23 protein-coding genes and 1 pseudogene are annotated in these 26,410 nt (G+C 44.9%); 9 read left to right on the top strand and 15 right to left on the bottom strand.

Going from position 1 to position 26,410, the window contains the following annotated elements:
- Nucleotides 1-5: 5 nt before the first annotated feature.
- The 11 genes from BM058_RS02340 to BM058_RS02290 form a co-directional block, all read right to left on the bottom strand.
- The gene (locus tag BM058_RS02340) at nt 6-1,289 is read right to left on the bottom strand and encodes an NAD(P)H-dependent oxidoreductase (protein ID WP_090925427.1); all 1,284 of its coding nucleotides are present in this window, start codon (nt 1,287-1,289) and stop codon (nt 6-8) included.
- Between the two features lie 14 nt (nt 1,290-1,303).
- Nucleotides 1,304-1,672 (bottom strand): PTS glucitol/sorbitol transporter subunit IIA, encoded by a 369-nt coding sequence (locus BM058_RS02335; RefSeq protein WP_090925426.1) that lies wholly within the window; start codon nt 1,670-1,672, stop codon nt 1,304-1,306.
- An 18-nt stretch (nt 1,673-1,690) separates the two neighbouring features.
- Entirely contained in the window at nt 1,691-2,635 is a 945-nt protein-coding gene (locus BM058_RS02330; RefSeq protein ID WP_090925425.1) for a sugar-binding transcriptional regulator, read from the bottom strand.
- A gap of 64 nt (nt 2,636-2,699) precedes the next feature.
- Nucleotides 2,700-4,088 (bottom strand): dihydrolipoyl dehydrogenase, encoded by a 1,389-nt coding sequence (gene lpdA / locus BM058_RS02325; protein ID WP_090925424.1) that lies wholly within the window; start codon nt 4,086-4,088, stop codon nt 2,700-2,702.
- Nucleotides 4,089-4,104: 16 nt separating this feature from the next.
- Nucleotides 4,105-5,442 (bottom strand): dihydrolipoamide acetyltransferase family protein, encoded by a 1,338-nt coding sequence (locus BM058_RS02320; RefSeq protein ID WP_090925423.1) that lies wholly within the window; start codon nt 5,440-5,442, stop codon nt 4,105-4,107.
- A gap of 14 nt (nt 5,443-5,456) precedes the next feature.
- Nucleotides 5,457-6,443: an alpha-ketoacid dehydrogenase subunit beta gene (locus tag BM058_RS02315; RefSeq protein WP_090925422.1), complete on the bottom strand. Its 987-nt coding sequence runs from the start codon at nt 6,441-6,443 to the stop codon at nt 5,457-5,459.
- Nucleotides 6,444-6,473: 30 nt separating this feature from the next.
- Nucleotides 6,474-7,457 (bottom strand): thiamine pyrophosphate-dependent dehydrogenase E1 component subunit alpha, encoded by a 984-nt coding sequence (locus tag BM058_RS02310; protein WP_090925421.1) that lies wholly within the window; start codon nt 7,455-7,457, stop codon nt 6,474-6,476.
- 174 nt (nt 7,458-7,631) lie between these two features.
- Nucleotides 7,632-8,678, bottom strand: a complete 1,047-nt coding sequence (gene srlE / locus BM058_RS02305) for a PTS glucitol/sorbitol transporter subunit IIB (RefSeq protein ID WP_090925420.1) — start codon at nt 8,676-8,678, stop codon at nt 7,632-7,634.
- A gap of 47 nt (nt 8,679-8,725) precedes the next feature.
- On the bottom strand, nt 8,726-9,268 hold the full coding sequence (gene srlA, locus BM058_RS02300; RefSeq protein WP_090925419.1) for a PTS glucitol/sorbitol transporter subunit IIC: 543 nt from the start codon (nt 9,266-9,268) through the stop codon (nt 8,726-8,728).
- The gene (locus tag BM058_RS02295; protein WP_090925418.1) at nt 9,256-9,657 is read right to left on the bottom strand and encodes a transcriptional regulator GutM; all 402 of its coding nucleotides are present in this window, start codon (nt 9,655-9,657) and stop codon (nt 9,256-9,258) included. The genes srlA and BM058_RS02295 overlap by 13 nt, the downstream gene beginning before the upstream one ends.
- Before the next feature lie 108 nt (nt 9,658-9,765).
- Complete coding sequence (locus BM058_RS02290) at nt 9,766-10,713, bottom strand: sugar-binding transcriptional regulator (protein ID WP_090925417.1); 948 nt, start codon at nt 10,711-10,713, stop codon at nt 9,766-9,768.
- 211 nt (nt 10,714-10,924) lie between these two features.
- Here BM058_RS02290 and BM058_RS02285 point away from each other — a divergent pair, with 211 nt between their 5' ends.
- Both BM058_RS02285 and BM058_RS02280 read left to right on the top strand, forming a co-directional pair.
- Nucleotides 10,925-12,577, top strand: a complete 1,653-nt coding sequence (locus BM058_RS02285; protein ID WP_177195394.1) for a glycerol-3-phosphate dehydrogenase/oxidase — start codon at nt 10,925-10,927, stop codon at nt 12,575-12,577.
- A 26-nt stretch (nt 12,578-12,603) separates the two neighbouring features.
- The gene (locus tag BM058_RS02280; protein WP_090925415.1) at nt 12,604-13,647 is read left to right on the top strand and encodes an alcohol dehydrogenase catalytic domain-containing protein; all 1,044 of its coding nucleotides are present in this window, start codon (nt 12,604-12,606) and stop codon (nt 13,645-13,647) included.
- Between the two features lie 84 nt (nt 13,648-13,731).
- On the opposite strand, the gene BM058_RS02275 is transcribed toward BM058_RS02280, so the two are convergent.
- Entirely contained in the window at nt 13,732-14,061 is a 330-nt protein-coding gene (locus tag BM058_RS02275) for a metal-sulfur cluster assembly factor (RefSeq protein ID WP_245736791.1), read from the bottom strand.
- Nucleotides 14,062-14,280: 219 nt separating this feature from the next.
- Between BM058_RS02275 and BM058_RS02270 the strand changes: the two genes are divergently transcribed.
- Nucleotides 14,281-14,667: a hypothetical protein gene (locus tag BM058_RS02270; RefSeq protein ID WP_090925414.1), complete on the top strand. Its 387-nt coding sequence runs from the start codon at nt 14,281-14,283 to the stop codon at nt 14,665-14,667.
- 174 nt (nt 14,668-14,841) lie between these two features.
- Nucleotides 14,842-15,693, top strand: coding sequence for a putative beta-lysine N-acetyltransferase (ablB, locus tag BM058_RS02265; RefSeq protein ID WP_090925413.1), 852 nt, complete (start codon nt 14,842-14,844; stop codon nt 15,691-15,693).
- A 475-nt stretch (nt 15,694-16,168) separates the two neighbouring features.
- Here ablB and BM058_RS02260 read toward each other — a convergent pair whose 3' ends face one another.
- The 3 genes from BM058_RS02260 to BM058_RS02250 all read right to left on the bottom strand — a co-directional run bounded on the left by BM058_RS02260 (nt 16,169) and on the right by BM058_RS02250 (nt 20,004).
- Nucleotides 16,169-18,148 carry a hypothetical protein gene (locus BM058_RS02260; RefSeq protein ID WP_090925412.1) on the bottom strand — a complete coding sequence of 660 codons (1,980 nt, stop codon included), beginning with the start codon at nt 18,146-18,148 and terminating at the stop codon, nt 16,169-16,171.
- Nucleotides 18,149-18,172: 24 nt separating this feature from the next.
- Nucleotides 18,173-19,426, bottom strand: coding sequence for an ATP-grasp domain-containing protein (locus tag BM058_RS02255; RefSeq protein ID WP_090925411.1), 1,254 nt, complete (start codon nt 19,424-19,426; stop codon nt 18,173-18,175).
- 287 nt (nt 19,427-19,713) lie between these two features.
- Nucleotides 19,714-20,004 carry a hypothetical protein gene (locus BM058_RS02250; protein WP_090925410.1) on the bottom strand — a complete coding sequence of 97 codons (291 nt, stop codon included), beginning with the start codon at nt 20,002-20,004 and terminating at the stop codon, nt 19,714-19,716.
- A 217-nt stretch (nt 20,005-20,221) separates the two neighbouring features.
- Here BM058_RS02250 and BM058_RS02245 point away from each other — a divergent pair, with 217 nt between their 5' ends.
- From BM058_RS02245 to BM058_RS02225, 5 genes and pseudogenes are all read left to right on the top strand, one after another.
- Entirely contained in the window at nt 20,222-20,890 is a 669-nt protein-coding gene (locus BM058_RS02245; protein ID WP_090925409.1) for a haloacid dehalogenase type II, read from the top strand.
- A 58-nt stretch (nt 20,891-20,948) separates the two neighbouring features.
- Nucleotides 20,949-21,263 (top strand): annotated as a pseudogene (locus BM058_RS02240) (Y-family DNA polymerase); the annotation flags it as partial.
- Between the two features lie 133 nt (nt 21,264-21,396).
- Nucleotides 21,397-22,560: a tyrosine-type recombinase/integrase gene (locus BM058_RS02235; RefSeq protein ID WP_245736790.1), complete on the top strand. Its 1,164-nt coding sequence runs from the start codon at nt 21,397-21,399 to the stop codon at nt 22,558-22,560.
- On the top strand, nt 22,547-24,757 hold the full coding sequence (locus BM058_RS02230; RefSeq protein WP_090925407.1) for a tyrosine-type recombinase/integrase: 2,211 nt from the start codon (nt 22,547-22,549) through the stop codon (nt 24,755-24,757). The genes BM058_RS02235 and BM058_RS02230 overlap by 14 nt, the downstream gene beginning before the upstream one ends.
- Complete coding sequence (locus tag BM058_RS02225) at nt 24,747-26,408, top strand: tyrosine-type recombinase/integrase (RefSeq protein WP_090925406.1); 1,662 nt, start codon at nt 24,747-24,749, stop codon at nt 26,406-26,408. Before BM058_RS02230 ends, BM058_RS02225 begins: the two co-directional genes overlap by 11 nt.
- Nucleotides 26,409-26,410: the final 2 nt, after the last annotated feature.

The following is a 26,410-nucleotide window of genomic DNA, read 5'->3' as shown; positions in this document are numbered from 1 at the left end:
TCCGCTTACTGTTCCTGGAGACGGCGGAGTCTCCAGATGGTGGATTCTTTTGTCTGCTCAATATCATTATACGTCAATGTTTCTCCTTTTTGTACATCACGCATTACTTTTACATTGGCATCCACCAGACCAATAGGAAATGCTTCAGCACCATCGGCTTCTGATTTTTCCATCAACGTACCATATACACTGTACCCGCCGATACTGTCGAGGAATTCTCCCTCTTTCAAATCTTTTTTCGCGGTGGCCACAGTTTCAGCCTGACGATCATAATTTGGTGCAATGGTCGGTTCCTTGTCAAAAAAGGCACGTGCCACTGTAAGCGGTGTCTCCAGACTAGTCAGATGGTAAGGTCTGTAGAGCGTATAATGAGGGCCGTTTCCAAGCTTTACATATTGGAGTTCTTCATGAACTTCTTCATTATGAGATGTAATAATGGCAAAAACGCCGGGAGCCACTCCCTGTACGTACTCTACAATACCTTTATGATGGAGCTGTCCGCCATTGTCCTTCAGTTGAAAAATGTCCGCCAGCTCATCCACTGTTGCGCTGAATCCATGCATTCCTGTCTGATCCGGAATGAAACCGGTTGCGTTTGCCACCGCATTCATTTCCACCATCGTTTTCGTACCGTCCTGGAAGGAAGCAAGCATTTTCGGGCTGGCTCCTTTTTCTTCTGCCTCCTGCGCCGCCGTTGATGGATTCGCTTCGAGATTCAATGGATTGTTTTTTCCTTTACCAAGCGCTATTACTTCAAATCCAAGGGCGTCCGCAAAATCAAAAAGTTCCATTACCGCTCCCGGCTCATCCCCGGCCGATCCGGTATAAACGACTCCAGCGCTGTCCGCCAGTTTTTTCAGAACCGGGCCGACTGTCACATCTGCTTCCACATTCAGCATAACAATGTGCTTTCGGTTCAGGATGGCCTCCCAGGCGATTGCCGCTCCGACATTCGGAATGCCGGTCGCATCCACGACCACATCTACAGAAGGGAGGGAAGCCACTTTTTCTGCCTCGGAAAAAGCTGTGACTTTCCCTTCTTCCACGGCGCGTACAGCCTCTTCTTCTTTCTCTGTCTGAATAATGTTTTCTTCAGGGATGCCGGCATACTTATACGCATTGATAACATTAGAAATATTTATATCAGCTGTTGCTACCACCTTCATCCCTTTCATTCCCTCAATTTGGGATATCATACCGCGGCCCATCTGCCCAGCGCCGATTAACCCTACTTTGATATACTTCCCCTCGGTTTCAAATGCTGATAGTTTTCTATTCATTCCGAGCATTTTTTCTGCCTCCTTCAGCTGTTTTTGCGAAACTGTAATTTCGAACTGGATGCTATTTCATTGCGAATACCGTCTTCCAGACACACAGTGCCCGGCATGTCCGATTCTGATTCCCCGTTGAACTGAAGGGTGGCATGACCTAAATCATTCATTGTTTCATTTACTTTACTTCCCACAAACAGGATCTTATAAGGGGTTCCATCAATCACAAATTCATCTCCGGTTTCAATCATTTCCGAAACGGTTGTGCCGTTGTGAATAACGGATATTTCTTTAAGATCCTCTGTCGCGGACTCGTTAAACAAAATCAAAATGTTATCCTCAAGCATAAGCTCCACTTCCGGACCAATGGTTGTTACATCTGCTTCAAAGTATACGGACATGCTGCCGCTGCCTCCTTTTTAATTTTCCACTAATTCCTGCGCTGTCCGGTCATCAATGATAAGAACGTCGAGGTAACCACCTCTCAGCGCCGCTTCAATGCTTTCGAGTTTGTACAGACTTTCCACAATTCCGATGACTTTTGGTATTTTCTTCAAATCCTGCAATCCCAGTCCTATGACGCGGTGATTAAGAGGATGATCGACTTCCTGACCAACGGCATCAAAAAATTTGGAACTGATATCGCCTACCACTCCTGCTTTTCTCAGAGAGTGGAGATCCTCTGGATGGAGATAGCCGATTTCTTCCATCGTCGAATTCTTAAACGGGTCCCCCATACCTACAACGGCTATATCTACATTCTTACCCAATTCCAGAACATGGGCTACATCCTTGGACTGAATCAGACGATCTCTTAAATCTTCTGTTTCTACGATGGCTGGAGCGTAAAGATAAGAGCAGGCTGCATTCATTTTTTTTGCCAGATTAAATGCCAGCGAATTGGAATGAATGTTGACATGAGAACGCCCCATCCCGCCGACGAGCGGTACAATTTGGACATTGTCACGGCGTTCGTAAGGGTATTCATCGACGAGAGAAGCAATAGTCGTCCCCCACGACAAGCCGAGTGTTTTATTATCATCCAGCTGGCGCGACAGATAGGAAGCACCGACTTTTCCCAGAAAGCGTTTCGTCATCTCCGGTGTAAATCCGCTCGTTGATAACACAATGGCTTCATCAAGATCGAACTTTTTTTCCAGCTTTTGTTCGAGATCTACCGTTTGAGCGCTTTCATCTTTAATGTAAACCTCTACAATACCGTCCTCTTTTGCTTTATGAAGCAATTTGGATATCACCGGTCGTGATACATTCATTTTTTTTGCAATCCGGGCCTGCGTCCAGCCGTCAAAGTAATATAGGTTGGCTACTTTCACGATCTGGCGGCGTTCTTCCCAACTGAGCATAGCAATCTCCTTTACTCACAAGTATTATTTCCTTCGATGATACCATCGGCGGCGGCAGGAATCATTAATGATGAATTCCTTTGCCGATCCAGGAGCGTGCTGCTTCATACAAGCTCTCCAGCAAAGTCGGATGCGGGTGCACCATAGAAGCAAGTTCGTCGACGGTCCCTTCCAGATGGATGTAGGCAGCAGGTTCTCCAATCATTTCAGTAACGTGGGGCCCTGCAAGAACGGCACCCAGAATCTCGCCATGCTTTTTCTCTACAATGATCTTGGTAAATCCATCTGACACTTCCATTGCCATCGCCTTGCCGTTTCCCTGCAATGGAATGAGTTCTGTTTTATAATCATAACCACGCTGCTGCACTTCCTCTTCTGTCATTCCAACCGCGGCAATCTCCGGGAACGTATAAATACACCTTGGAATCAGGGACTTGTGAATGGAAGGCTTCAGACCGCAGGCGTGCTCCACCGCGGTAATGCCTTCTGCACTTGCAGCATGAGCGAGTTTCCAGCCTCCTGCTGCAAGATCACCGATTGTATATAAGCCGGTAACACTGGTTTCCATATTTTCATTCACCCGGACAAACCCGTCCACGTACTGGACAGATGTATCTTCGAGCACAGCATTGTTCGGTTTGCGGCCGGCTGTCACGAGGACGTCATCTACATCTATTTCCTCTCTGGATCCATCCTTCCGTGTATATACGACAGTTACCGCTTTTTGCTTTTTGGTTTGGACATCATGGAGGGCCGCACCGGTTTCCACGGTAACTCCCTGCTTTTCCAGGGAACGCCGCAGTAAGGCGGAAGCATCTTTATCTTCGCCTGTTAGAATATCTTCCTGCATTTCCACAATCGTAACGTCTACATGCAGTCCGGCAAAAAGACAGGCATATTCTACTCCTACGATCCCGCCTCCTACAATAAGCAGGGACGAGGGAAGTTCTCGTTTCTCAAAAATAGTATCACTGGTGAAGTGTGCCGTTTCGCGAAGTCCGCTCACAGGCGGCACAAACGGACTGGTCCCTGCAGCGGCAATAACCGCAGGTGCTTGCAGACGTTCAGTCTGCCCTTCTTTTTCCACGGTAACTTCCTTTTCATTATTTACACTGCCACGTCCGGGAAAAACATCAATTTTCCCTTTTTTCATCAGTGCTGTGATTCCAGCCTCGAGCTGGGAAACAACCTTCTCTTTTCGTTCCAGCATCGCGGTGTAGGAAAAAGAAACGTCTCCTGTTTCTATCCCCCAGGCAGCTGAACCTTCCACCTGATGAAGGACTTCAGCGTGCTGCAGCATTGTCTTGGAAGGAATACAGCCGCGGTGCAGGCACGTTCCCCCTATTTTACGGTCTTCCACCACCGCAGTTTTCTTTCCTTCATTGGCAGCCCGGAGAGCAGCTGTATAGCCCCCCGGACCGCTTCCGATAATGATGATATCATAATTATGCATCAGGGCGCCTCCTTCCTTACATCAACAATTCATAGGGAGCTTCGAGCATCTGTTTCAATTCTGTCAAAAACGCAGCAGCCGGTGCTCCATCTACAATCCGATGATCAAAGGAAAGGCTGAATGTAGTCAGCGGGCGCAGTTCCACATTTCCATTACGAGCAGTTGGTGTTTCTTTCATCTGTCCAACACCGAGAATAGCAGCTTCAGGCTGGTTGATGATCGGAGTGAACCCGTCTACAGCATACATGCCAAGATTGCTGATGGTGAATGTTCCTCCCTGCATCTGCTGAGGATTCAGCTGCTGGTTTCGTGCGTCAGCCGCGAGCTGTTTGCTTTCCTTGACGAGAGCTGTCAATCCTTTCTCTCCGGCACTCGGAACCACAGGAACGACAAGACCCTGCTCTGTCGCAACTGCAAGCCCGATATTGATGTCTCGGTGCAGCAGGATTTCCTGCTGATCGGAAGACAGGGAAGCATTGATGGATGGATGCCGTTTCAGGGCTGCAGCCACAGCTTTCATTATAATTTCAGTATAGGACAACTTCGAACCGGTCTGTTCGACGACTTTATCCTGAATCTGGCTCCGCAGCCGGATAGCTTCGGTCATATCAACATCAGAGTTGAGCGTGACATGTGGAACGGTGGATGCACTTTCTGCCATACGATCGGCAACTACTTTGCGGACGCCTTTCACCGGAATCCGGTCCGGTTCGGATGAAACCGTCTCTTCTTGTGCTGCGGATAAATCTTTTGTATAAATTTTGTTTACAGGGCCGGAACCTTCCACCGTGTTTAAATCAACGTTCTGATCCTCGGCCCACTTACGGGCAAGCGGTGTTGCTTTCGGAGGTTTCGGAGCATTCTGGAGGAAATCACGCACATCCTGCTGCTGAACCCGCTGCTTCGGACCGCTCCCTGTTACGTCAGAAAGGCTCACTTCTTCCTCTCTTGCCACACGTCTGGCCGCCGGTGTTGCGCGAATCTGTCCCCGTTCGACCTGTCTAACCGAAGAAGACTCAGTGCCATGTGCGGCTGGTTCGTTTTGTTCAGGTTCCGATGCAGCATCGGATTCGGAGTCCTCTGTACTTTCCGGAGGAGTGTCCGGTACATTCTCCTCTTTTTCACCGATATAGCCGACTACCGTATTTACAGGCACCACATCATCAACATTGTAATATTTTTTCAGCATAAAACCTTCTTCGTAGGCTTCCACTTCAATGTTTATTTTGTCACTCATGACTTCAAAAACCGGTTCACCCATTTCCACCGGGTCTCCTTCATTTTTCATCCATTGCAGGATCGTACCGGTTTCCATCGTACTGCTCAGTTTCGGCATGAAAACTTCTTTTGCCACAGGGATTCACCTCCTTACGTGCGCTGCAGGGTTTCTCTGCATGTCTGAATCAAATCGTCGGTCTGGGGCGTCATCGCTTTTTCAAGCTCCGGATTATAAGGGACCGGCACCGGCGAGGCGCCAAGCCGTTTCACCGGTGCATCCAGAAAATCAAACGCTTCGCTTTCTGTAATCATACTCGCTATTTCCGCGCCGTAACCGCCGCGCTTCACCGCTTCGTGAACAACAACGACGCGGTTCGTTTTAATGACCGACTGCACGATGGTTTCTTCATCCAGCGGAACGATGGAACGGGGATCAATGACTTCCACGCTGATTCCTTCTTCAGAAAGCTTTTCCGCCGCATCCAGCGCCCGGTGGACCATCACGGACGTCGCCACAATCGTGACGTCTGTTCCTTCTTTCTTGACGTCGGCCTGACCGAGTGGAATACGATATGATTCTTCCGGAACATCGTCACTGCTCGTTTTATACAGCAGTTTGTGTTCGTAAAAGATAACCGGATTTGGATCATCTATCGCTGCTTTCAAAAGACCTTTTGCATCATAGGCGGTAGATGGCTGTACCACTTTCAGCCCCGGAACATGAGCAACCCACGCTTCCAGGCTCTGTGAATGCTGAGCGGCTGCGCCTGTACCGGAGCCCGCAGGGGTCCGCAGCACCATCGGAACGTTGCCTTTTCCTCCGTACATGTAACGCAGTTTTGCCGCCTGGTTGGCAAGTTGATCCATCGCAATGGTAATAAAATCGGAGAATTGCAGCTCCACAATCGGCTGCATGCCGGTAAGTGCTGATCCAATCGCTGATCCGGTAATTCCGGCTTCCGATATTGGCGTGTTACGCACTCTCTTTGAACCGAACTCTTCAATCATTCCGCGGGTGACTCCAAAGGCTCCACCGTATACACCGATGTCCTCTCCCATCAGAAAAACATTTTCATTTTCTCTCATTTCCTGTGACATACATTCGCGTAATGCTTCTACATACGTTAATTCTCTCACTGGTTTCCCCTCCTGTTCCTAAGCGGTATTTCAGGCGTAGACATCTTCAAGCAGTGTATCCAGTCCAGGTTCCGGACTTTCTTCCGCGAATTGAACTGCTTCTTCAACGTTTTGTTTGGCTTCTTTACGTATATTTTCTGCATCGTCTTCAGTCAGAATTTCTTCATGGATCAAAAGCTCCCGAAAGCGCTTAATACCGTCTTTCTCTTTCCAGGTCTGTTCTTCTTCCCGGGTCCGGTACTTACGGGCATCTGATTTCGAGTGCCCTTTCCAGCGGTACGTTTTTGCTTCAATCAAAACAGGACCTTTGCCTTGCCGGGCATGCTGCACGGCCTTATCGGTTTCATTCATTATTTCAACAAGGTCGTTACCATCTACAACAACTCCGGGGATGCCGTAAGACGAAGCACGTTCGGCAATATCTTCGATGTTTACCATTTCCTTGACGGAACCGGACATCCCGTACTGATTATTTTCGCAGATAAACACGACCGGAAGATCCCAGATGGAGGCAAGGTTAAGTGATTCATGAAAACTTCCCTCATTGGCGGCGCCGTCTCCGAAATAGCTGAGAATGACATCTTCCTGGTTTTTCATTTTGGATGTCAGTGCTGCGCCGGTGGCAAGCGGAATACCTCCTCCGACAATGCCATTGGCGCCAAGGTTTCCTTTTTCTACATCAGCAATGTGCATGGAACCGCCTTTTCCTTTGCAGTAGCCGGTGGAGCGTCCAAAAAGCTCCGCCATCATCAGATTGATGTCCGCCCCTTTAGCAATACAATGGCCGTGGCCGCGGTGCGTACTGGTTATTTTGTCATCGCTGCGCAGCACCGAGCACGGTCCGGAAGCTGTCGGTTCCTGGCCGACACAAAGATGCGTAGTCCCGTGAATCATTCCCTTGGCAAAAAATTCGTCTACTTTTTCATCGAAATAACGGATTGTCCACATTTCCTTCAACAGACCAATCAATTCATCGCTTGATTTTTCCGGAAGAAGTTCCACAGATTTAAGCATGATGCACCTCCATTACATTTGTTCATTAATATAACTTTTGTAATTATAGTAATCTACTACAGATTTAATGTCAATCTCTCTTTTTCTTTTGTTCTTTATTTTTACAAATGTTATGAAAAAGAGAAAAAAAGAAGGGAAAGTCCCCCCTCAGACTGCAAAGGGAAGACCATCCAACTAATAAAGACCGAAACTAGCGAAATACGCAATGACAACAGCGATTGGTCCTGTGATTAAACGGGAGAAAAGAACAGCCGGTATACCGACTTCCACCGTTTCCGGCTCTGCTTCCCCGAGCGTCAAACCTACAGGGATAAAGTCCATTCCTACCTGAGGGTTAATCGCAAACAAGGCAGGCAGCGCCATCTGCGGCGGAATGTTACCATTCCCGATTTCTACACCGATCAGCACGCCGACAACCTGGGCGATAACCGCCCCGGGTGCGAGAATCGGAGAAATAAGCGGTATGGCTCCAAGGAGCGAAAGAATTAACATACCGGTGAGTGAACCAGCAAGCGGGGAAACATAGTTAGCAATTAAATCGCCGATTCCTGTATAGTTAATAATACCGATAAGCATACTGACAAACGCCATAAATGGCAGAATATTCTTAATAACAGTGTCGACGGTTTCCCGTCCGGACTGGAAAAAAATGCTGACGACATTCCCGATTTTATTACCAAGGGTGTCAATAAACTGGCCGATTTTGCTTTTTTCTTTGCCGTTGTACCCCTGTTCTGCTACCTGTTCTTTGGCAGCCTCTTTCGTTACTTTCTGCGTTTCGTCTTTTGAAGATTCTTTATTTTCTATTTCTTCATTGGCTTCTTCCACACTTTTCTCAACTGATCCGCCTTCCACATCTTCAATATTATCGGTTCCAACACCGGAAACAAAGTTCGTTTCTTTGATAAATTTCATCAGCGGACCGGACGGAGAGTTACTGAACACATTGATGGTCAATACTCCCATCCGCGGATACACACCACTTCTTGCCGTGCCGCCGCAGTTGATAACCGCACAAATCATTTCTTCTTTTTCCACGGATTGTTCAAAGCCATCTACAGCTGTTGCACCGGTGCGGTCGGCGATTTCCCGGGCAACTGGGTGGATTCCGCCTCCGGTGACTGATACGACATATTTTTTGTCTTCATCCGGCTGAATAACAAGCGGGCCACCCCAACCGGACGCGCCTTTGTGTACTTTTACTGCATGATATTCACTCATTTATTTAACCTCCTCCGTTTTCCTGCAATTTTTCGACTTGCTGTTTTTTATTCAGCCGCGGCTTCTGATTTTCTTTTATTGTTTTTAATCATATAATTGGTGATTATTTCCGTAACAACACCCCGGAGAAGCATAACAGCAATACCAACAAGCAGAAATCTCAAAGCGAGCGGCCCCTGGGATAAACCGATATCCGAAATCCCCGCTGCAACCCCTGTATAGACGAACAATTCTGCTGCGTTGGCGTGAGGGAAAAGCCCTGTAACAGGGTGTACAAACGATACGGCCGAATCATAAAAGGCCGGCTTTTGGCGTTCCGGAAGAAAACGGCCGAACGTGTAACACATCGGGTTGGTGAGAAAGAACACGGCCATAAATGGAAAGATAGTATAACGTAGAATAAAGTATTTCGTACATTTCTGGGCAAAACGGTTCACCCGTTCCTCACCGACGAATTTAATGACAGCGTTTACAGCTGTAATCAAAACAATTAATAAAGGAATAATATCTGTCACCAGGCCGGTAAACGTCTCACCGCCTGCTTCAAACATGCCGATAAAGCCTTCAGCTAGTGTAATTAAGAAATCCATGCTTCATTCCCCTCTCTTTTCTTTTTCATTTCTTTTTCAATCATACCGGCAGCATCAGCCAGAGCGCTGCTTTCTTTTACCGTCAACGTATCAAGGTCTCTGCTCTCCTCCAGTGTCAGACCAATTAATTTTTTTACCGTTCGAAATCTTGCAAATACAGTTAAGCCTTTCATCACTTTTGCTTCCTTGATTTTGGTTTCATCATCACAAACCAGCAGCATCACCGCACCGTTTCCGAATCTTTTTTTAAAAAATCCTGTCCCAAGATAACCTTTGTGTTTTCGGCTCATTTCCCTGATTTTGCCCTGGTAATGTTTCACCTGCAGGTGGGTCAATAAAAATTGTAATGTCCAGATGGCAGCAAAGATAATAAAAAAGGTACCCCACATCTCTTTTCCCTCCTTTTTACAAATGTATAATGTCTTAACTTTTGTAAAAATAATAAAACGCTTTCATTGTTTTGTCAACCTTTCTACAGAAAGATTTATTCATCATAGTTAAAATGTCTGCTCCAGCAGTATCCCTGCCATGTTATAGTCTGTTACCAGCACATCGATACATCCGCTTTTCAATGCAGCATGAAGACTTTCCACTTTTTCTACACCATCGGTTACCGCGACTACTTCCGGAATGTGCTTTAAATCCTCCATCGTTAAAGCAATCGTTCGATTGTTTAAGGTGTGCACAATTTCCATGCCGTCTTTATTGTAAAACTGCGAGTTCATATCCCCGATGGCTTCTGCCTCTCTTAATGACTCGATATCATCCGGGCTGAAATATCCCATTTCCGCCATGGTTGCCTTCTCCGAGGGAATACCGACCCCCACCACCGCAAGATCCACTGTTCTGCCCTCTTCTATCACTTCGGCAATATCTTTGGACTGCATCAGGCTGTTCTTCAAATCCTCGGTTTCTACCATAGCCGGCGCATGAAGATAAGAAGAAGTCGTGTTCAGTTTCTGCGCAAGATGAAAGGTCAGATGATTGGAATGAAGATGAACATCATTGCTTCCCATCCCGCCGATCAAAGGCACCAGATGTACATGTTTTCCAGCCCGTGCCGGAAATTCATCGATAAAAGCATGCATCGACTTCCCCCAGGAAATACCGATCCTGTTCAGAGAGTCTATCTTTTTAGAAACATAGGAAGCTGCTGCTTGTCCTACCCGGCGTTTGACCACTTCTGTTCCATGGGTACCAGAAGCAGCAACGACAACATCCTTCAAGTTATACTTTTTTTCTATTTCATTTTCGAGTTTTACCGTATGGAGCGTTTCATCGTTGATATAAATTTCCACAATCCCCATTTCCTTTGCTCTTTGCAGCAGTTTGGAAATGATGGGACGGGAGAGTTCTACTTTTTTGGCTATTTCTGTTTGTGTCCAATTTTCCAGATGATATAGTTTCGCTATTCGAACCATTTGTCTGCGCTCTTTCCAGTCCATGTGCAACGCCTCCTTTTAACAATTGTCACAATATTGATCATGTACATCATAGCAGGAATTTTCTCCGTTGTAGAACGACCTGCCTGTTTCTAAAATAGTTTCTTTATAAAATGTAAGCCCTTTATTGACGAACAATGGATAGTACGCTATGCTGAGACTACCATATTTACAAATGATGTTACAAAGAACTTTTGTAAAGGAGAGAGAGTCTTTGAGTCATACTTTTTCTACTGTTCACCGCGACGCCCTCCGCCGGTACATGACAGACGTGACATTCGACATGATTGTCATCGGCGGCGGTATTACAGGCAGTGGTATAGCTCTGGATGCTGCCGCACGGGGATTGAAGACAGCTTTAATTGAAAGAAAAGACTTTGCTTCCGGGACTAGCAGCCGTTCCGGGAAGCTGATTCACGGCGGGTTGAAGTACCTGAAAAATTACGAATTTTCCATCGTACGTGAAGTCGGTACAGAACGTGATATCGTGTACCGGAATGCCAGACACCTTGTTTACCCTATTCAGATGCTTTTTCCTCTGATTAAGGGAGAATCATTCAATCCCTTTACATTGAAAATAGGTCTCTCCACGTACGATAGGCTCGCTGGTGTAAAAAAAGAAGAACGACACCGTCTGCATTCGAAGAAACAAACCCTTCAAAAAGAACCCTTATTCAACAAAAATACGGTAGAAGGGAGTGGAGAGTATGTAGAATACCGCACCGATGACAGCAGGCTGACAATGGAAACCGCCAAAACGGCTTCTGAAATGGATGCTTCGGTTTTAAATTATGCTGAAGTGGATGGTTTTACGTTCGATGATAACGGCAGGATCAGCGGGATTACTGTGGAAGATCATGTAACCGGAGAAACATTCACGGTTTCGGGTCGCATAGTGGTCAATGCAGGGGGACCATGGGTGGATGAAGTACGAAAAAAAGACGAGCCGGTGTCCGGAAAGCATATGGTTCATGCCAAAGGGGTTCATCTCGTTTTTTCTTATGAAACACTGCCGGTGCAGTCTTCGATTTACTTTCAGCATCATGGCCGGATGATTGCCGTTATTCCAAAAGGAAACACAACGTATGTCGGTTCAACAGAATCGCTCTATTACAATGACCTGGATGACATGCATGTTTATCAGTCCGAATGTGACTATTTAATCGGCTGTCTGCATGACATGTTTCCTTCTCTTACTCTTACTCGGGACGATATTATTTCCAGCTGGGCCGGGGTCCGCCCCCTTATCGGTTACGACGACAGTGAACCTTCGGAACTGTCCCGGCACGACGAGATTTTTGAATCCGATTCGGGTCTTATTACGATTGCCGGGGGCAAACTGACCGGCTATCGTAAAATGGCGGAGCGAGTGCTGGCTTATGCCGCCAAACGTGAAAATCTTAAATTATCATCTTCCCGCACCGATGATATTAGATTAAGCGGCGGGCATTTTGCATCGGAAGAAGATATGACAGCCTTTATTCACAGGCTGACCCGTTCGTATGACCACTTGAAACTGACCTTTCAGGAAGTCGAAGAATACGTATTTCGTTATGGGTCAAACACGAATGCACTGTTACAGCAGATTGAGTCGGTGCGTCATTTGTATGAACACCCGGTGACACGCAACACAGCAGGAGAAGCCATCTACACAGTGAAACAGGAAATGGCCGCTTCCCTCGAAGATTTTTATGACCGCCGCACCAGTTATCTATTATTTCAACCGGAAAAGGTAACAGCAACACTCGAATCCGTGAGCAGCGCGATGGGAGGAGTGCTTGGCTGGGATCCTCCGCGTGTAGAACGGGAAAAAGAAAGAATACGTTATCTTTTACAGAAAACTGTAACTTTTCTTCCTTCATCCTAATACATCCTTTGAAAGGAGGGCATGGCATGCACGCAGTAGCATTAACCGGAAAACAGCAGCTTGAGTACCGGGAAATGATAGTACCCCCTTGTGGAGCAGAAGAAATAACAATAAAAGTCTACGCCGTCGGAATCTGTGGATCGGATCTCCGGATTTTTAAACAGGGGGATTCCAGAATTGATATGCCAAGGGTTACCGGCCATGAAATTGCAGGTGAAATTGTACAGACAGGAAGTTCAGTTTCTGGTTTTCAGGAAGGGGATCGTGTCACGCTCGGCGCGCACATTCCATGCGGCATCTGTCATTACTGTCAAATAAATATGGGACACCAATGTGTGAAAAAGCATTCTATCGGCTATCAGGTGGATGGAGGCTTTGCGGAATACATTGTTCTCCCTCGTGAGTTTGTTCGTTTTGGATCCATTCAAAAGATTGCCGGCACGACCAGTTTTGAACAGGCCTGTTTGTCAGAACCTTTCTCCTGCGTATTAAGCGGCCTCCGTGAAGTGGGAGCACGAGCTGGTGACACCGTCGTTGTGTACGGCGCCGGCGCAATCGGCTGTATGTATATCGCGGCTCTTAAACGATTGGGAGCCGCGCGTGTCATTGCCGTCCAGCGCTCCGCTCCACGCAGGCAGAAAGCGGCGGAGGCCGGTGCCGATATTGTTGTTGATCCTTCTTCAAACAATACGTCTGACATTATTGCCGGAGAAACAGGCGGTTTGGGCGCGGACTGTGTTATTGTTACCGCTCCCTCTTCAGGCTTGCAGAATGAAGCACTGAATGTCGTAAAAAAAACCGGCAGCATTCTTCTTTTTGCCGGAATTAAATCTGACGAACCACCACCCTTTGATACGGATAAAATCATTTATAAACAGCTTCGCGTCACCGGGACCCACGGGGCCCCGAGAGATCTTCATATGGAAGCTGTCAAATGGATTGACGAAGGCTTGATTGATTTTGACTTTTTTATTACGCATACGTTTGCCCTGTATGAAACAGATATGGCTTTCCATACAGCCGATGGAAAAGAGGGGCTGAAATGCGTCGTACAGCCGCAGAAACCCTGAAAGGGCTGTTTTGTCTACTACACAAGCATCGTGAAAAAACAACCCCGGTTCCGCGCAGCAGCTCGGCATTCCGGGGTTTGTTTATTAATCCGACACTCCAAGAGCAATCTTGGCGTAACGGGACATTTTATCTTTCGTCCATGGCGGGGTCCAAACGATATCTACGTCAATTTCGTTAATTTCGCCAAACTCCTGCAGATCCTGCAGGGAGTACTTTATATCACTGACGATGGTTTCAGCAAGAGGACAGCCCATTGCTGTAAGTGTCATGGTGATTTTAACATTATTCTCTTCCCCTACATCGACTCCGTAAACAAGGCCCAGATTTACAATATCAATGCCAAGTTCCGGGTCTGTTACGTTTTCCAGTTCAGCCATTACTCGTTCTTCGAGCTCCGTCATTTCTTCGGCCATGCAGACACCTCCTTTTTTCCTTATTCCCACTTTAACAAACATCTGCTATTAAAAAAATAAATTTGTCTTTTCGTGATGAGGGTCTATCCGTAAAGCTTGTATATATAGTATACTATTTACGGTTTAACCTCATGCATTCCGTTTGATTCACGATAAAGGTGCCGATACAATTCTGCATGGTATAGTCTTTTCCTAATAACCTAGTGGAGGTATTACAGAATGATGCTGTGGCCAGCTTTGCTGCTTGGAATTATCAGTCTTGGTCTTATTATCTTTTTTTATCAGCGATGGATGCCGGTTTCCGGTGTGAATAGTGCGCCACTCCCCGAGCAGTCTCTGCCGGAGGGAACTATCATTCTGGATGTCCGTGACTACCAGGAGGCCGATCACTTTCCCGTAAAGAATGCACATCTGCTTCCTTATCCTTATTTAAAACGTCATATTCAAACTATTGATGCAACCAGGGTGTTTGTTGTTACCCCTGATAAGGTTTCGCGTAATTTAAGCATACGTCTCCTTCATAAACGCGGATTTTTTGTCTCAGGATTTGCAGTGGTCTGCGCCGGACAGCCGGACTGCTCCCAAGCCTCTGTCGACTGCAGTTAAATACCCGGTTTTCACGCCGCCAGCCCCGGAGGCAGGTTTTCCCTGCCTTCGGGGCTTTTTCACGGCAGAAAACGCCACGTTTTGAAAAATTTCATTCTAATCTCTGTCTTGCGGTCGTATCTATTGTATAGTACGCCGAAATAATGGCGATTTTTAGAAAAACGGAGGGCCGCCATGAATATCCTCACACAGCGTTGGTCGACTCATCTGAAAGACGATATAGTCATTGAACCCTTCAGTGAGCGGATAAAAGTTTATAAACTTCCGCCTTACTCGCAATGGAATGCTTTTTTGGCATGGCTTCACGACTTTTCGGTGGAACAGAACTGCGATAAACTGATTTTTTACGTAAAAAACAAAGAGCGATCCCGTTTTGAAAAAGCTCCCTTCACCCGCGAAGGAGAAATCAAAGGTTTTTTCCGCGGAGCAGACGCTTTTATCTATTCCTGGTTTCTAGAACCACAGCGTGCTCATCCCGTGGATCAACTTCAAGAGGATCTCGTGCTGCAAAATGCTCTAAGCTTTCCTTCGGAAAAAGAACGTTCTCTTATTCCAACAGGTTATACGATGCGCCACCCGGGCGAAAACGACGCAGAGGAAATGGCGCGTCTTTACCGCTCCGTGTTTCGAACCTATCCCACCCCTATGCACGACCCAAAATTTATCCGTAATATAATGAAAGAAGAAGTGTATTTCACCATCATGGAATATGAAGGAAGTATCGTCAGCGCCTGCTCCGCCGATGTCCTTGAATCTTTTCGGAGTGCTGAGATGAGCGACTGCGCCACCCATCCGGATCACCGAAATCAAGGACTGTTAAGCACTCAATTTTCCTACCTGATCCAGCAGATGCAGCGCAAAGGGCTGTGGTCCCTATTTTCTTATTCGCGTTCCCTGTCGTTTGGCATGAACCTGGTGAACGTCTACCACGGATTTGAGTACGGAGGTACGATGGTTCGTAACAGCAACATAGCAGGACAGCTTGAATCGATGAATATATGGTACCGGCAGCTTCGAATCCGCTGATACAACGGAGGTTGAAAAAGGGCATGTACCAGCCGCCTTTGTGCGTTTATCTGCCCAACGCTTTCAACTGCATGTCAAAAAAGAAAAGACGGAGCAGGATTTTCCCCTTTCTCCGTCTTTTCAACTAAACAGTTTCGTTTTGTTCCAGCCCACGCCTGTTGATTTACCATATAAAGGAATGGAAAAGGATTCTATGAGGAGGGTGCATCTGTGATCAAAGCATGTATCCCTCTTTCTTTTTCGTTGGACGGAGCCGTCTGCCCGACTCCAGCGGGAAAAGCGTCAGCCGAAGATCACCGGAGGCTCATACGAGGTGAGTCAGATCGGCGTTGGCACAGGACGTGCCGAACTTAGCCGATCCTCCTTTACTACGATGTAGCTGAGGCGACGCCCGCGGAAAGCGGGCAGGAAAGGCGGAGTCCAACGAAACGTTTCCTATATTTGGATAATCAACAGCCGTGGTTCCAGCCTTATCTTAAACCCACTGAAAATTACGGCCCCAGCTTTCCTTGGCAAGCTGTTCAATCTTTTCCACAACTTCCTTTTCAACCGCAAACGAATCTCCCTGTTCATAAGGATTGTAATGAAAAGCATACAGCCGGGACACAAATTCGTGAAAAGGAAGGGAGGATTCACCCTCTTTTTCTCCGTGTCCACGGACGCTTGGTTCAATCCCCTGACCCCAGTTCTGGGAGCTGTCATTATTGGGGTTATAGAAATAGACTCGGTACGTATCATCGGGGTCATCTGCAATCCGCTGAATCGTAATGGCGTGGAAGCCTAGAAAATTTCCATACACCGTCGTTACGCAGATACCGACAGGATTGGGATAAATCATTTCATGGCCTTCATTATAATCACGGTGATGTGTTGCATAAAACAGACGCACAAATCCTTGATAATCGATGACATTCTGTGTGTTATGCTGAAATACTTTGCTGAATGCTTTTGCTATCCAGTCCCCGTAAAAGGCAGGGTTCACCCATTTATGCGGATCATCACCACGGAACTGTACGCGTCGGACCATGTCAGCATAAATTCTGTCGAGATGGGGTACAAGAACGAGAGAAACCGGGTCCAGTTCTTTATGAAGTTCCGGAGCCAGGCCGCCCGGGAGATCTTTCGAATGAATGGTCTGACCTTCAAACCCCATATCAATATCACCGTCACGAGCCGCTCTTGGGATAAGTTCGAGGAGGTAGCCCGGATCATGAATCGACCAGAGGCTGAGGGCTCTCGCACTCTGGCAGGTCGGATTAAGACCCTGACCTATACCAAGCGGCTGTCCGAGTACACTAATTACTCCCGCTGTCAGCACATCACCTGCTGTCAGACCTTCCTGTTCACTGTCTGAAGCTTCCATCAGCGTTTTTCTGACGTCCTGTTTGATATCCAGTTCAATCAGGCGCCGAAGTCCGGGAAGTACCGGCGGCTGGGAGAGAACCCCGCGTTCCAGCATACGGGCCAGCCCGTACAGGGACTGGCGGGTCGGCAGGTGAATGGAGACTTTGATGAGTTCCTGTACGGTTTCATAATGCTCTTTCAGGTTGGAACTGCCTTTGCTGCTTAATCCCATCGCTTCCTGCAGTATCTTTATATCACCATTGCGATTTAAATGCCGGATCAACGCCACATGATACCCGGACACAAGTCCGGTTTCTCTCATCGATTCCCCGAACGCCGCCGCTTCTTTGCTCAGTTCCTCGTTATCAAGGTCCTGCAGACTGTTGCGGTATTCACTGATACTTTCGCATCGTTTTGCCCGCTCTGTGACAGTGGAAATCGCATTGTGAAACGTTTCGATTGCTTTTCTATCCTGTTCATCCACGTCTTCATGGAGCAGCTGCTCCGCTTTTCTTATCATTAACCGCACTCTTTCCGTCATAATCGGACGCTGCACCATCAGCCGCTTGATTTCATCAATCAGCGTACTCGAAATGGACTGAAGCGACAATTCTTCCACCATCAAGGCAAACAGACGCTGAGCCCGCTCAGTTTCTTTCCCCTGCTGCTCCTGTTCTGCGGGGTCCTCGGTTTCCTCCGGAAAAATAAAATCCAGATTATTTGCCATTACTTCATGGAGATATTTTTTGGCATCGGACGCGCTCACTTCAGGATGGGTATGTTTTTCCCGGGCCAGTGCAACCATTCTGAGTTCACTAAGGAGCGCGACAATGGATTCTACTCCATCAGAACGCAGGGATCCGTTGACAAGAGCCGGCTGCAGCTTAGACGGCTCTTCCCACGGCCCTCCTTCAAACACCCCTGCCTCATTAAATCGCGGCGCATATTCGTAAAGCTTTCGTATTCCTTCTTCTTTTTCTGCCATCTTTTTTGCTGTCTGGAAAAAGTGATTCTGGTACATATCCTTGGCATAAGGGGCTGCCTGATTCAATGTTTCAAATGCCTGTTTGAGCGTTTGTTCTTCCCCGCCTGTGTTCATTTGAACTGCCATGTGCAATCTCCTTTCCATTTTCCGTTAGATGTAAAAATCAAAATCAGCATAATCACGTAATGGTTCTCTCACGTGGTCGTGGTTGTCATGATGGAAAAATACCACACCTTGCGGGTTCCCGAAGCCTTCCATTTCAGGAACTTTTCGCTGCACCGGAGTGAACATCGTATGACGGTCAAACCCAGGGTGTTCTTCCAGTTCCTGCGGCACATTCAGTTTCTCGATGCTCTTTACCCTGGGGTACACCATCAGGCTTCCGGCATGTCCTTTGGATTTCCGTTCTTTTGGAAAAAATGACCGCAGATCTTCTTCGCTCGTATTCGGATCGGAACAAAGGATGTGTGCCTGAAATGGATTGAAATCGTACGTTTTTTTTATTAAATCAAAGATATTGCCACCTGGAATGCGCGCGGCCACTTCGATGAAACTGATTTTGCCTTCTTCATCAATGAAAAATTCCGGATGAATCAGACCGTACTGAATATCAAACGCCCGGATCAGAGACTGGACAGCTCCTCTGATTTTTTTGCGCTGTTTCTCGATTTCCGGAGACGGCGGTACCATCATGGAATATCCGAATACAATATATTCGGTGATATTCAGGAATTGAATATTGCCATTATGCACAAATACTTCGCAGGAAACTTCCACCCCGTCGAGATGGCTTTCTACCAGGTTGGGAAACGCCTCATCCTCCAAAGCATCAATATCGGCTTCCGTGCGGATAATCCTGTGGCCTACGTCTCCTGCTTTATCAAATGCCTTTACGTGAACCGGATCCTGGTCTTCTTCCCCGGCTTTCAACATGGCATCGTTAACACGCCGGAAGAACTGTTTCACTTCTTCTTTGCTGTTGGCTTCTTCAAAAACACCGACTTTCAATCCTCCCAGGAGAGCCCTTCGTTTCATTTTTCCTTTATGACGGAAGAGCAGAGAATGCTTGAAAATTTTCGGGTCTTCTTTAATTCTTCCGTTAACAGCTGCAGCCCACTCTACCGTATCTTCAAACAATGGAACCGCAAGGCCTGTATTCTCCTCTTTCAGTAACTGATAAAGCTCCTCACTCTGCTCCCATACGTCTTCCATCGAATAATTTTTTTTATAATGATCAAAATCCCACGCAATAAAAGGAAGATCATATTTCTCAGCATACTGCTCACAGTGCGGCGGCCCTACAATGACAAAAGGACGGCCGAGTTCGTCCGCTGCCTCAATGGATGGCAGACTCCATCCGATAAGTGCCGTTTTATACTGGTTGTCGTTCTTTGTGCCTGTCATATTTCCGCATCCCCTTTTTATCGCTTTTAGCTGTTTGCATAATGCTATTTTTACCGGGAATGCAGAACTTTATGAGTTGTTTTTATAAAGAAAAGAGGAAGTACCCTTGAAAGCTGCAACAGGTTCTGGAGCGGGTGCGAAGGGCAGTCTGCTGCCCGAATTCACACGGGAAGAAACCTCGGGCAGCTGGATGCTGGAACTGAAACCAAAACGCTGACATTCTATACTTTTCCATCTGATAAAAAACCCCGGGCTGTAAAAAAACAGCCCGGGGTACTTCTTTTTGTTTATTGTTTGTAGCCATTCAATGTACTGGCACCGGTAAGGGTCACTACATTTTCGGTACTGGCGGGATCAAGGCCTTCCACTGCCACCATGCCGTCCATTGTGCCTTTTTCGGTTTCAAAAATCAAATGTTCTTTACGGCTGTCGCGGAGCGCTTCCATAAAAAAGCGCTGGTTTTCCACGCCGTAAAGGACTGCTTCCCACTGCTCCGGATCATTATTTTTAACCGTCAGTTCGGCGGTATCAAATACAACTCGTTCATCTTTTCCTAAAAATATTTTGTCAATCTTCATCGTAAGCCTCCTTCAATTGATTGCGTCCTTTTATCTGCGTTCCCCGCTGAAATAATTTTAAACATTAAATCTTAAATGTCAGACATGCACCGGTACTCTGAAATAAAGGTTCCGGTAAAACGGATTTGTCTTTATAGATCGATTCACGTTCAAACGACCTCGATGCATGATTACAGAAGAAAACGGGAAACGGTACAGAAAAAGGGGGTAAAAAATAATGCCATCTTCTACGTATGTGTTCGATGTATACGGCACTTTGTTCGATGTTCATTCCATCACTGCAGCGTGCGATCAGGCAGTACCAGAAAAAGGAGAAACATTAAGCAGAATCTGGAGGGAAAAACAGATACAATACACATTTCTCCGCCAGGCTATGGGTAAATACCGCTCCTTTGAACACGTAACGCGGGACGCACTTCGCTATGCAGCGGCCGCAGCCGGTACTACACTGTCCGCCAGCACGGAAACTGCGCTGCTGGAAGCCTACCAATCGCTTGAACTGTTTCCCGAGAGCAGCCGTGTTCTGCAGACCCTGAAAAATAAAGGCAGCACCGTGATCGTATTCAGCAATGGTACACGGAGCATGTTGGAACCACTGCTGCGTTACGGCGGTATTCGTTCCTATATTGATTCTGTTCTCAGTGTGGATGATGTGAAGCAGTATAAACCGTCCCCTGCCTCCTACCAGCTTATTCTTGATAATGTCCCCGTCCACCGGTCTGATATCACTTTCTTATCAAGTAACGGGTGGGATATCAGCGGGGCAGAAGCATTCGGCTTTACTACCGTCTGGGTAAACCGCAGCGGATCTCCGGTTGAGGAGCTGCAGCTGCCGCCGAATGAAGAGTGGAGGTCCCTGGCACCATTAGAAAAACCTTCTCCTTGATGAAGAACATAAGTTCCCTTATACTAAAACGTACAACACGTACAATGGAGCGTTGAATATGGAACGTACTGTTTTTCTTATCGATATGCAGTCTTTTTACGCCAGCCTCGAAAAAGTTTTCCGGCCGGATCTGGAGGAACATCCTGTAGTGGTCGCAGGGGACCCGGAGATTCGAAGCGGTGTGATTCTGGCCGCCTGTCCGGAAGCAAAAAAGTGGGGAGTGCAGACAGCAGAGGCTCTGTGGGAAGCGGAGAATAAATGCCCGCGTCTTACCGTCATTCAGCCGCGCATGCAGACTTATCTCGATGCCTCCGTCGAAATCGCCGCTGTTTTCGAATCTATCAGCGACCAGGTGGAGCCGTACAGCGTTGATGTTCTGTTATCATTACATCAACGATATCTAATAGTTTACAATTTTTTCTTAATATGTTGTAAGACAAGTCGATATTAATCGTATACAGAAAAAAGATTGTACACGATACGTATTTAAGGAGGTTTTATAATTAGTGAAGATCACTTATGGCATTCATGTTGAAATAGCTCAGGATAACAATGACATAAGATATATGATTACTGAAGATGGTATTCCCATTCAAGACGCTTGTCTTTGGTTAGACTTTATTAGTGTAAATAGTTATTTGACGGGCGAGCGCTATGCTTATGCCCTTCTACGATATTTTCGCTTTTTAAAGGCTAATAGGCTACATTACAGACAAGTAACAAGCAAACGTGTTATTGAAGAATATATAAAAGAGCTTCTTGGCTTAGGGGAAAAAGTAATCAACTATGAAAGTAGATTGACTTTTACAGCCTTAAATACCTATATTACTGTATTAAAGTCTTTTTATCACTGGTTAGAAGATGAAAAAAAAGTTTCCACTAATCCCGTTCTTTACAGTAGTAAAAGAACCAGGCAGGCCCCGTTAGTTAATACCAAGCTGCTTTATGGCCAGATATGGCAGTTTGACATTGAAGAAACGCTCCTATCCAGAGTCACTTATCGAAGAAAACGAAATCATCTCAAGTGGTATTCTGAACAAGAGTATAAATCCATTCAAAGTAATTTGCCTTCCTTAAGAGACAAAATTGTTTTTGTGCTCAGTGTCGAAACCGGTATGCGTATTGGAGAAATTCTTGGATTAAAAATTTATCATTTTGACCCTTTCAATCCCTCCCTTGAAATCGTAAGAGAGCAAAATATTGAAAATCGCTCCCAAGCCAAAACTACTGAGCGTACTCTCTATATTTACCAGTCTCTTGCTGAAATGATTCAAACATATATGGGTACAGAACGATCTGAAGTAAACATACTGGAGTTGGACTATTTATTTCTTAACTCAAAAGGAAAGCACATGGGAAAACCACTGAAACCAAGAAATTTTCTTCGTATTTTGAAAAATGCCGGAGAAAAGGCTGGATTAACAAAATCAGAAATTCGAACTCACAGTGGACGAAGCTCCAGGGCTCAACAACTTGTTGAATTGATGCGAGATCATCCTGAACTTGGTATAACAAAAACATTTATTAATGAGGAATTAGGATGGAAAAGTGAACGAAGCATCCAGCCCTATGAAAAAGGGTATTCTATGCAACAAAAACGGAAAATCATGGATCGAATAGAGCCTGTTATTTTAGAAAAAAAGAAAGGATGTAATTATGACGAAAATTAAACTCATTGAACAGAATAGTTCTACAAATTACATCATTTCCGTCAACAATACTGTTCTTGCAATCAACAATTGGAAAGAAGGGTATAAACAACTCTCGCAATTGATTGAAGATTTTGAAGAATCATTGTTATATAAAGATACGGCAGCTATTCATAAACTTGCTGATGATTACAATCTTAACACTCCCTTTATATTGTTCCTCCTAAGTGAGACAGCATACCGTCCATTATTTCTAGATTACTTTAATCATTGTGGTCAGTCTTTTATGATTTCGGGAAAATACTTTACGAAACAACGATTTTGTAACTTTATTCATCGAAGAAATAATAAAACATATGTAAGAAAATTCAAAAAATTATTTGATGAAGCAGAAAATCATCTATACAAAAAAGTTCTATTGCCCAACCTTACAAGAGCATTTAACAAAAATTCCTGTGATGAAGTTCATAAAATTTATAAAACACTATCATTAAGCCGTTTTTTACATTTAGCTATGTCAAAATTAGATAAACCATTTACAGCCTATCTTCATTTTTGCGCTGGAGAATTATTTCAAGGTGGTAAGAGAGTAAGTTACAGTAGTCTTTGTAGAAAATCCTTCTCTACCACCATCTCTTATCGTTTATTAGATGACAGTCAACGCAAAGTTTTTATGAACGTTTTACATTACTGGGAAAGCAAGTATAAAAGCGAAAAGGAACAATTTAATATGAAACTAGGTCAATTCCAATGGATATTGTTTCAACGCGATGTCCAGCTCCAACGCACCGTTTCTCTTGACTTTAATAATATAAACCATCATATAAAACTGGAAATCCAACAATACCTACATGACTGGTATAAAAAAGGTGAAGCACCAAAGACGATATCTCGGAGGTTTTATCATATAAGACGTATCGCAAATGGTCTTGAATTGATATTACCAGAGTGTAAATCGTTCCTAGAAGTCAATTATGTTGATGTCCTCAGACTTATAGATGTCTTACAAGAGATGAAAACAAAATCGGGAACGAAAAAGTATAGCCTTAAAAGTATCCAAGCTTCTATCTCTGAATCTAGACTCCTTTTCGATTGGTTAAAGTCAAAAAGAGATGAAGAAACATTAAAAAATCCTTTCCGTCGTTTTAGGTTCCATAATATCAATAGGTTTGTAAAAAATGCTCAATATATTCCGGAGGCTGTAACAGAACAATTAACCAGTGTAATTCATGAATGTTCTCCGTCCGTCCAGCGTATATGGCTTATTATGATGAACACTGGTATGAGGGCTTCAGAGGTATTACACCTAAAAGAAGATTGTCTAACCTACAATAACAAAGAAAATATTTATTATCTCCATTTCTTAACTCACAAAACTTTAAAACATCGCAGACGTCTCGGCTTAGAAGATCACCATAAGATTCCTGTTCTTAGTAACGAAATGGTGGATATCATCAAGCATCAAATAAAAGAAACAGAATATCTAAGAGATGCTGGCAAAACTCCATATATATTTGTTACCTTCTCCAAAAAGGGTCATACCCACGATAAGCAGGTTACCCTGCCTCTTGGCACAACTATTTCCAGTTCCATAAATTCTTGCATACGAAGGCATCAAATCACAGATAACTCAGGCGAGTTATGGCATTATTCCAATCATCAATGTAGAAAGACCTTGGCTGTCAAGCTTTTAAATGAGGGCAGTAATCTTTCCGATGTTGGTGAAATTTTGGGGCACATGGTGGAAAAAACAACCCGGCAGTATTATCAAGATGTCGATGCCTTGAAAATTGCCGAATTAGATCAGCAGCTTTTTGAACAACTTTTTGATACTGTTGATAAAGATATTCGAGAATCTTACACCCCTCAAGAAATTGATCAATTGAAAAAAGAGATAATGCTGGGTTCACGAGAAACACCTGAAGGGCATGGGAGTTGTTTAAAACACGTTTCCTTTGGCCCCTGTAAAAAACGTTCCTGTGTCGGTTGTTCCCTTCTTTTAACCGGCCCGCAGAAATTACCCATGTGGCGCAAACTTCATGAGGAACAGCAAATTTATATAAACAGTATGGTGGAACAGATGAAAAAGCAAGGAATAGAAAATTATGAAAGTTATCGAGACTACCAATCAGAATATCACCTTCTATCTCTATACCATGATACGATTACAAAACTCGAAAAATTTATGAAAGAAAGGATCCCAAAACATGAATTCTAGTAAGCGTGGTTACAATCTCCGTAAAGATTATACAAAGAATTTAAAAACATTATTGATTAGAAGCATTGGTCAACTCGGTTCTTTTCAATTCGAAGATAACTCCTGGTACTATAGCAAAAAACACAATAATTCTTTACCAAAGGGTAGTTATACGATTCCATTTCACCAAGTGCCACATTATTATAAAGATTGGGTAAAGTATTATGCTTTGTTATCCAGAGGTTCAGTCAGCCATACCCAAAAGAATTGTTATAAAATCGCAGATTTCCTGCAGTTTATATCTCAAATGAATCCTGACATACCCCTACAAGAGATTAATCGTGCTCACATCAATGGCTTTGAACACTATTTACGGTTGTCCAATAAGTCTGAGAATACAAAGCAGGTAACTTATGCAGCTCTCCAAGATTTTTTCATGAAATTAAGTGATTTTTCCGAGATGACTAATACTGTCCCTACTAAAGACATCAATCCATTTAAGCAATACCAAAATAAACAACTAAAGCCAACCTTGCCTAAAGAAGTTCTTCATTCATGGGACCAAGCTATGAAAGACGAAACACTACAAATACCTCTTGAATTTCGCACCATGTACTGGCTTCTACGTTCCTATCCCAACCGGATTTCTGAGGTACTTTCAATGAAACGTGACTGCCTGAAATCCTTTTATAGTGAATATACGATTCAAATCCCAACCTTTAAGCAAAGCGGAGGTTATCAAAGCGAAGAACAAAAAATCATCCCTGTTGCTTATGCCGGACACGGCAGATATGTTGTGGATTTGATTCGTAAACTTCAACGTCAAACTGAAGAATTAATTAATACGTATGGTATCCCTAAGAACATCAAATCCGATTACTTATTCATTGTCCGCCATTGGAGTTTTGTAGAAGAAAACGGTGGCCGTCCAAAAATGCAAATTGGCCGCAATTTAAAAAATTCTCTTATAAATTGGAAAGGACCAAAAGTAAATGCTCTCTTTAAACAGCTTTCGGTGATATTAGATTTTCGCAGTAAACAAGATAAACTGGTTGTCCCCACCACTCACCAGTTTCGGCACCATGCTGTAACCGACCGCATGTATACGATTGGTTATACCACGGAGCAAGTTCGACGTTTGACCGGACACAAAAATGAATCCATGACAAAATATTATACACATCAATTAGTGGAACAACACAAAACCATTCATCAAAATATTTCAGGATTACGAAAACCTAAAGAGAGTCCTGTTGAATTTCGAGGGAAAATTCTGAATTTAGATGAGCGAACAACAAAACAGCTGGCCAAAGATCAAAGACGATACCTCACCTGGGAAGCTAACGGGAAGAAAGGGGTTGGCATCTGCAGTGACATTGCTGGTTGCAACCCAAAAGGGACTTCTATTCATTTTGAGTGCTATGCCTGTGATTGGTTTGTACCAAAGCTTGAATACTACGAGGATTACAAAGCCGAGCATGCTTATTGGAAAGATGTCGTCGAACGAACGGCAGAGGATTCTAGAAGGGCAGCTCATTTTGAAAATGCCATACGGAATGTTAGCTATGTTGAACGCATTCTGTCCATTTGTGAAAACGGAATGGAATACTTTAAAGAGGAAAATGTTCAAAAGAAACTTAACCATTATCATCTTCCTCCAGATTGGGAGTGATT

This window comes from Salibacterium qingdaonense (genome assembly GCF_900114715.1).
Taxonomy (GTDB): domain Bacteria; phylum Bacillota; class Bacilli; order Bacillales; family Marinococcaceae; genus Salibacterium; species Salibacterium qingdaonense.
The sequence above is the reverse complement of the archived record's forward strand: the minus strand, read 5'-3'. Positions and strand labels throughout refer to the sequence as shown.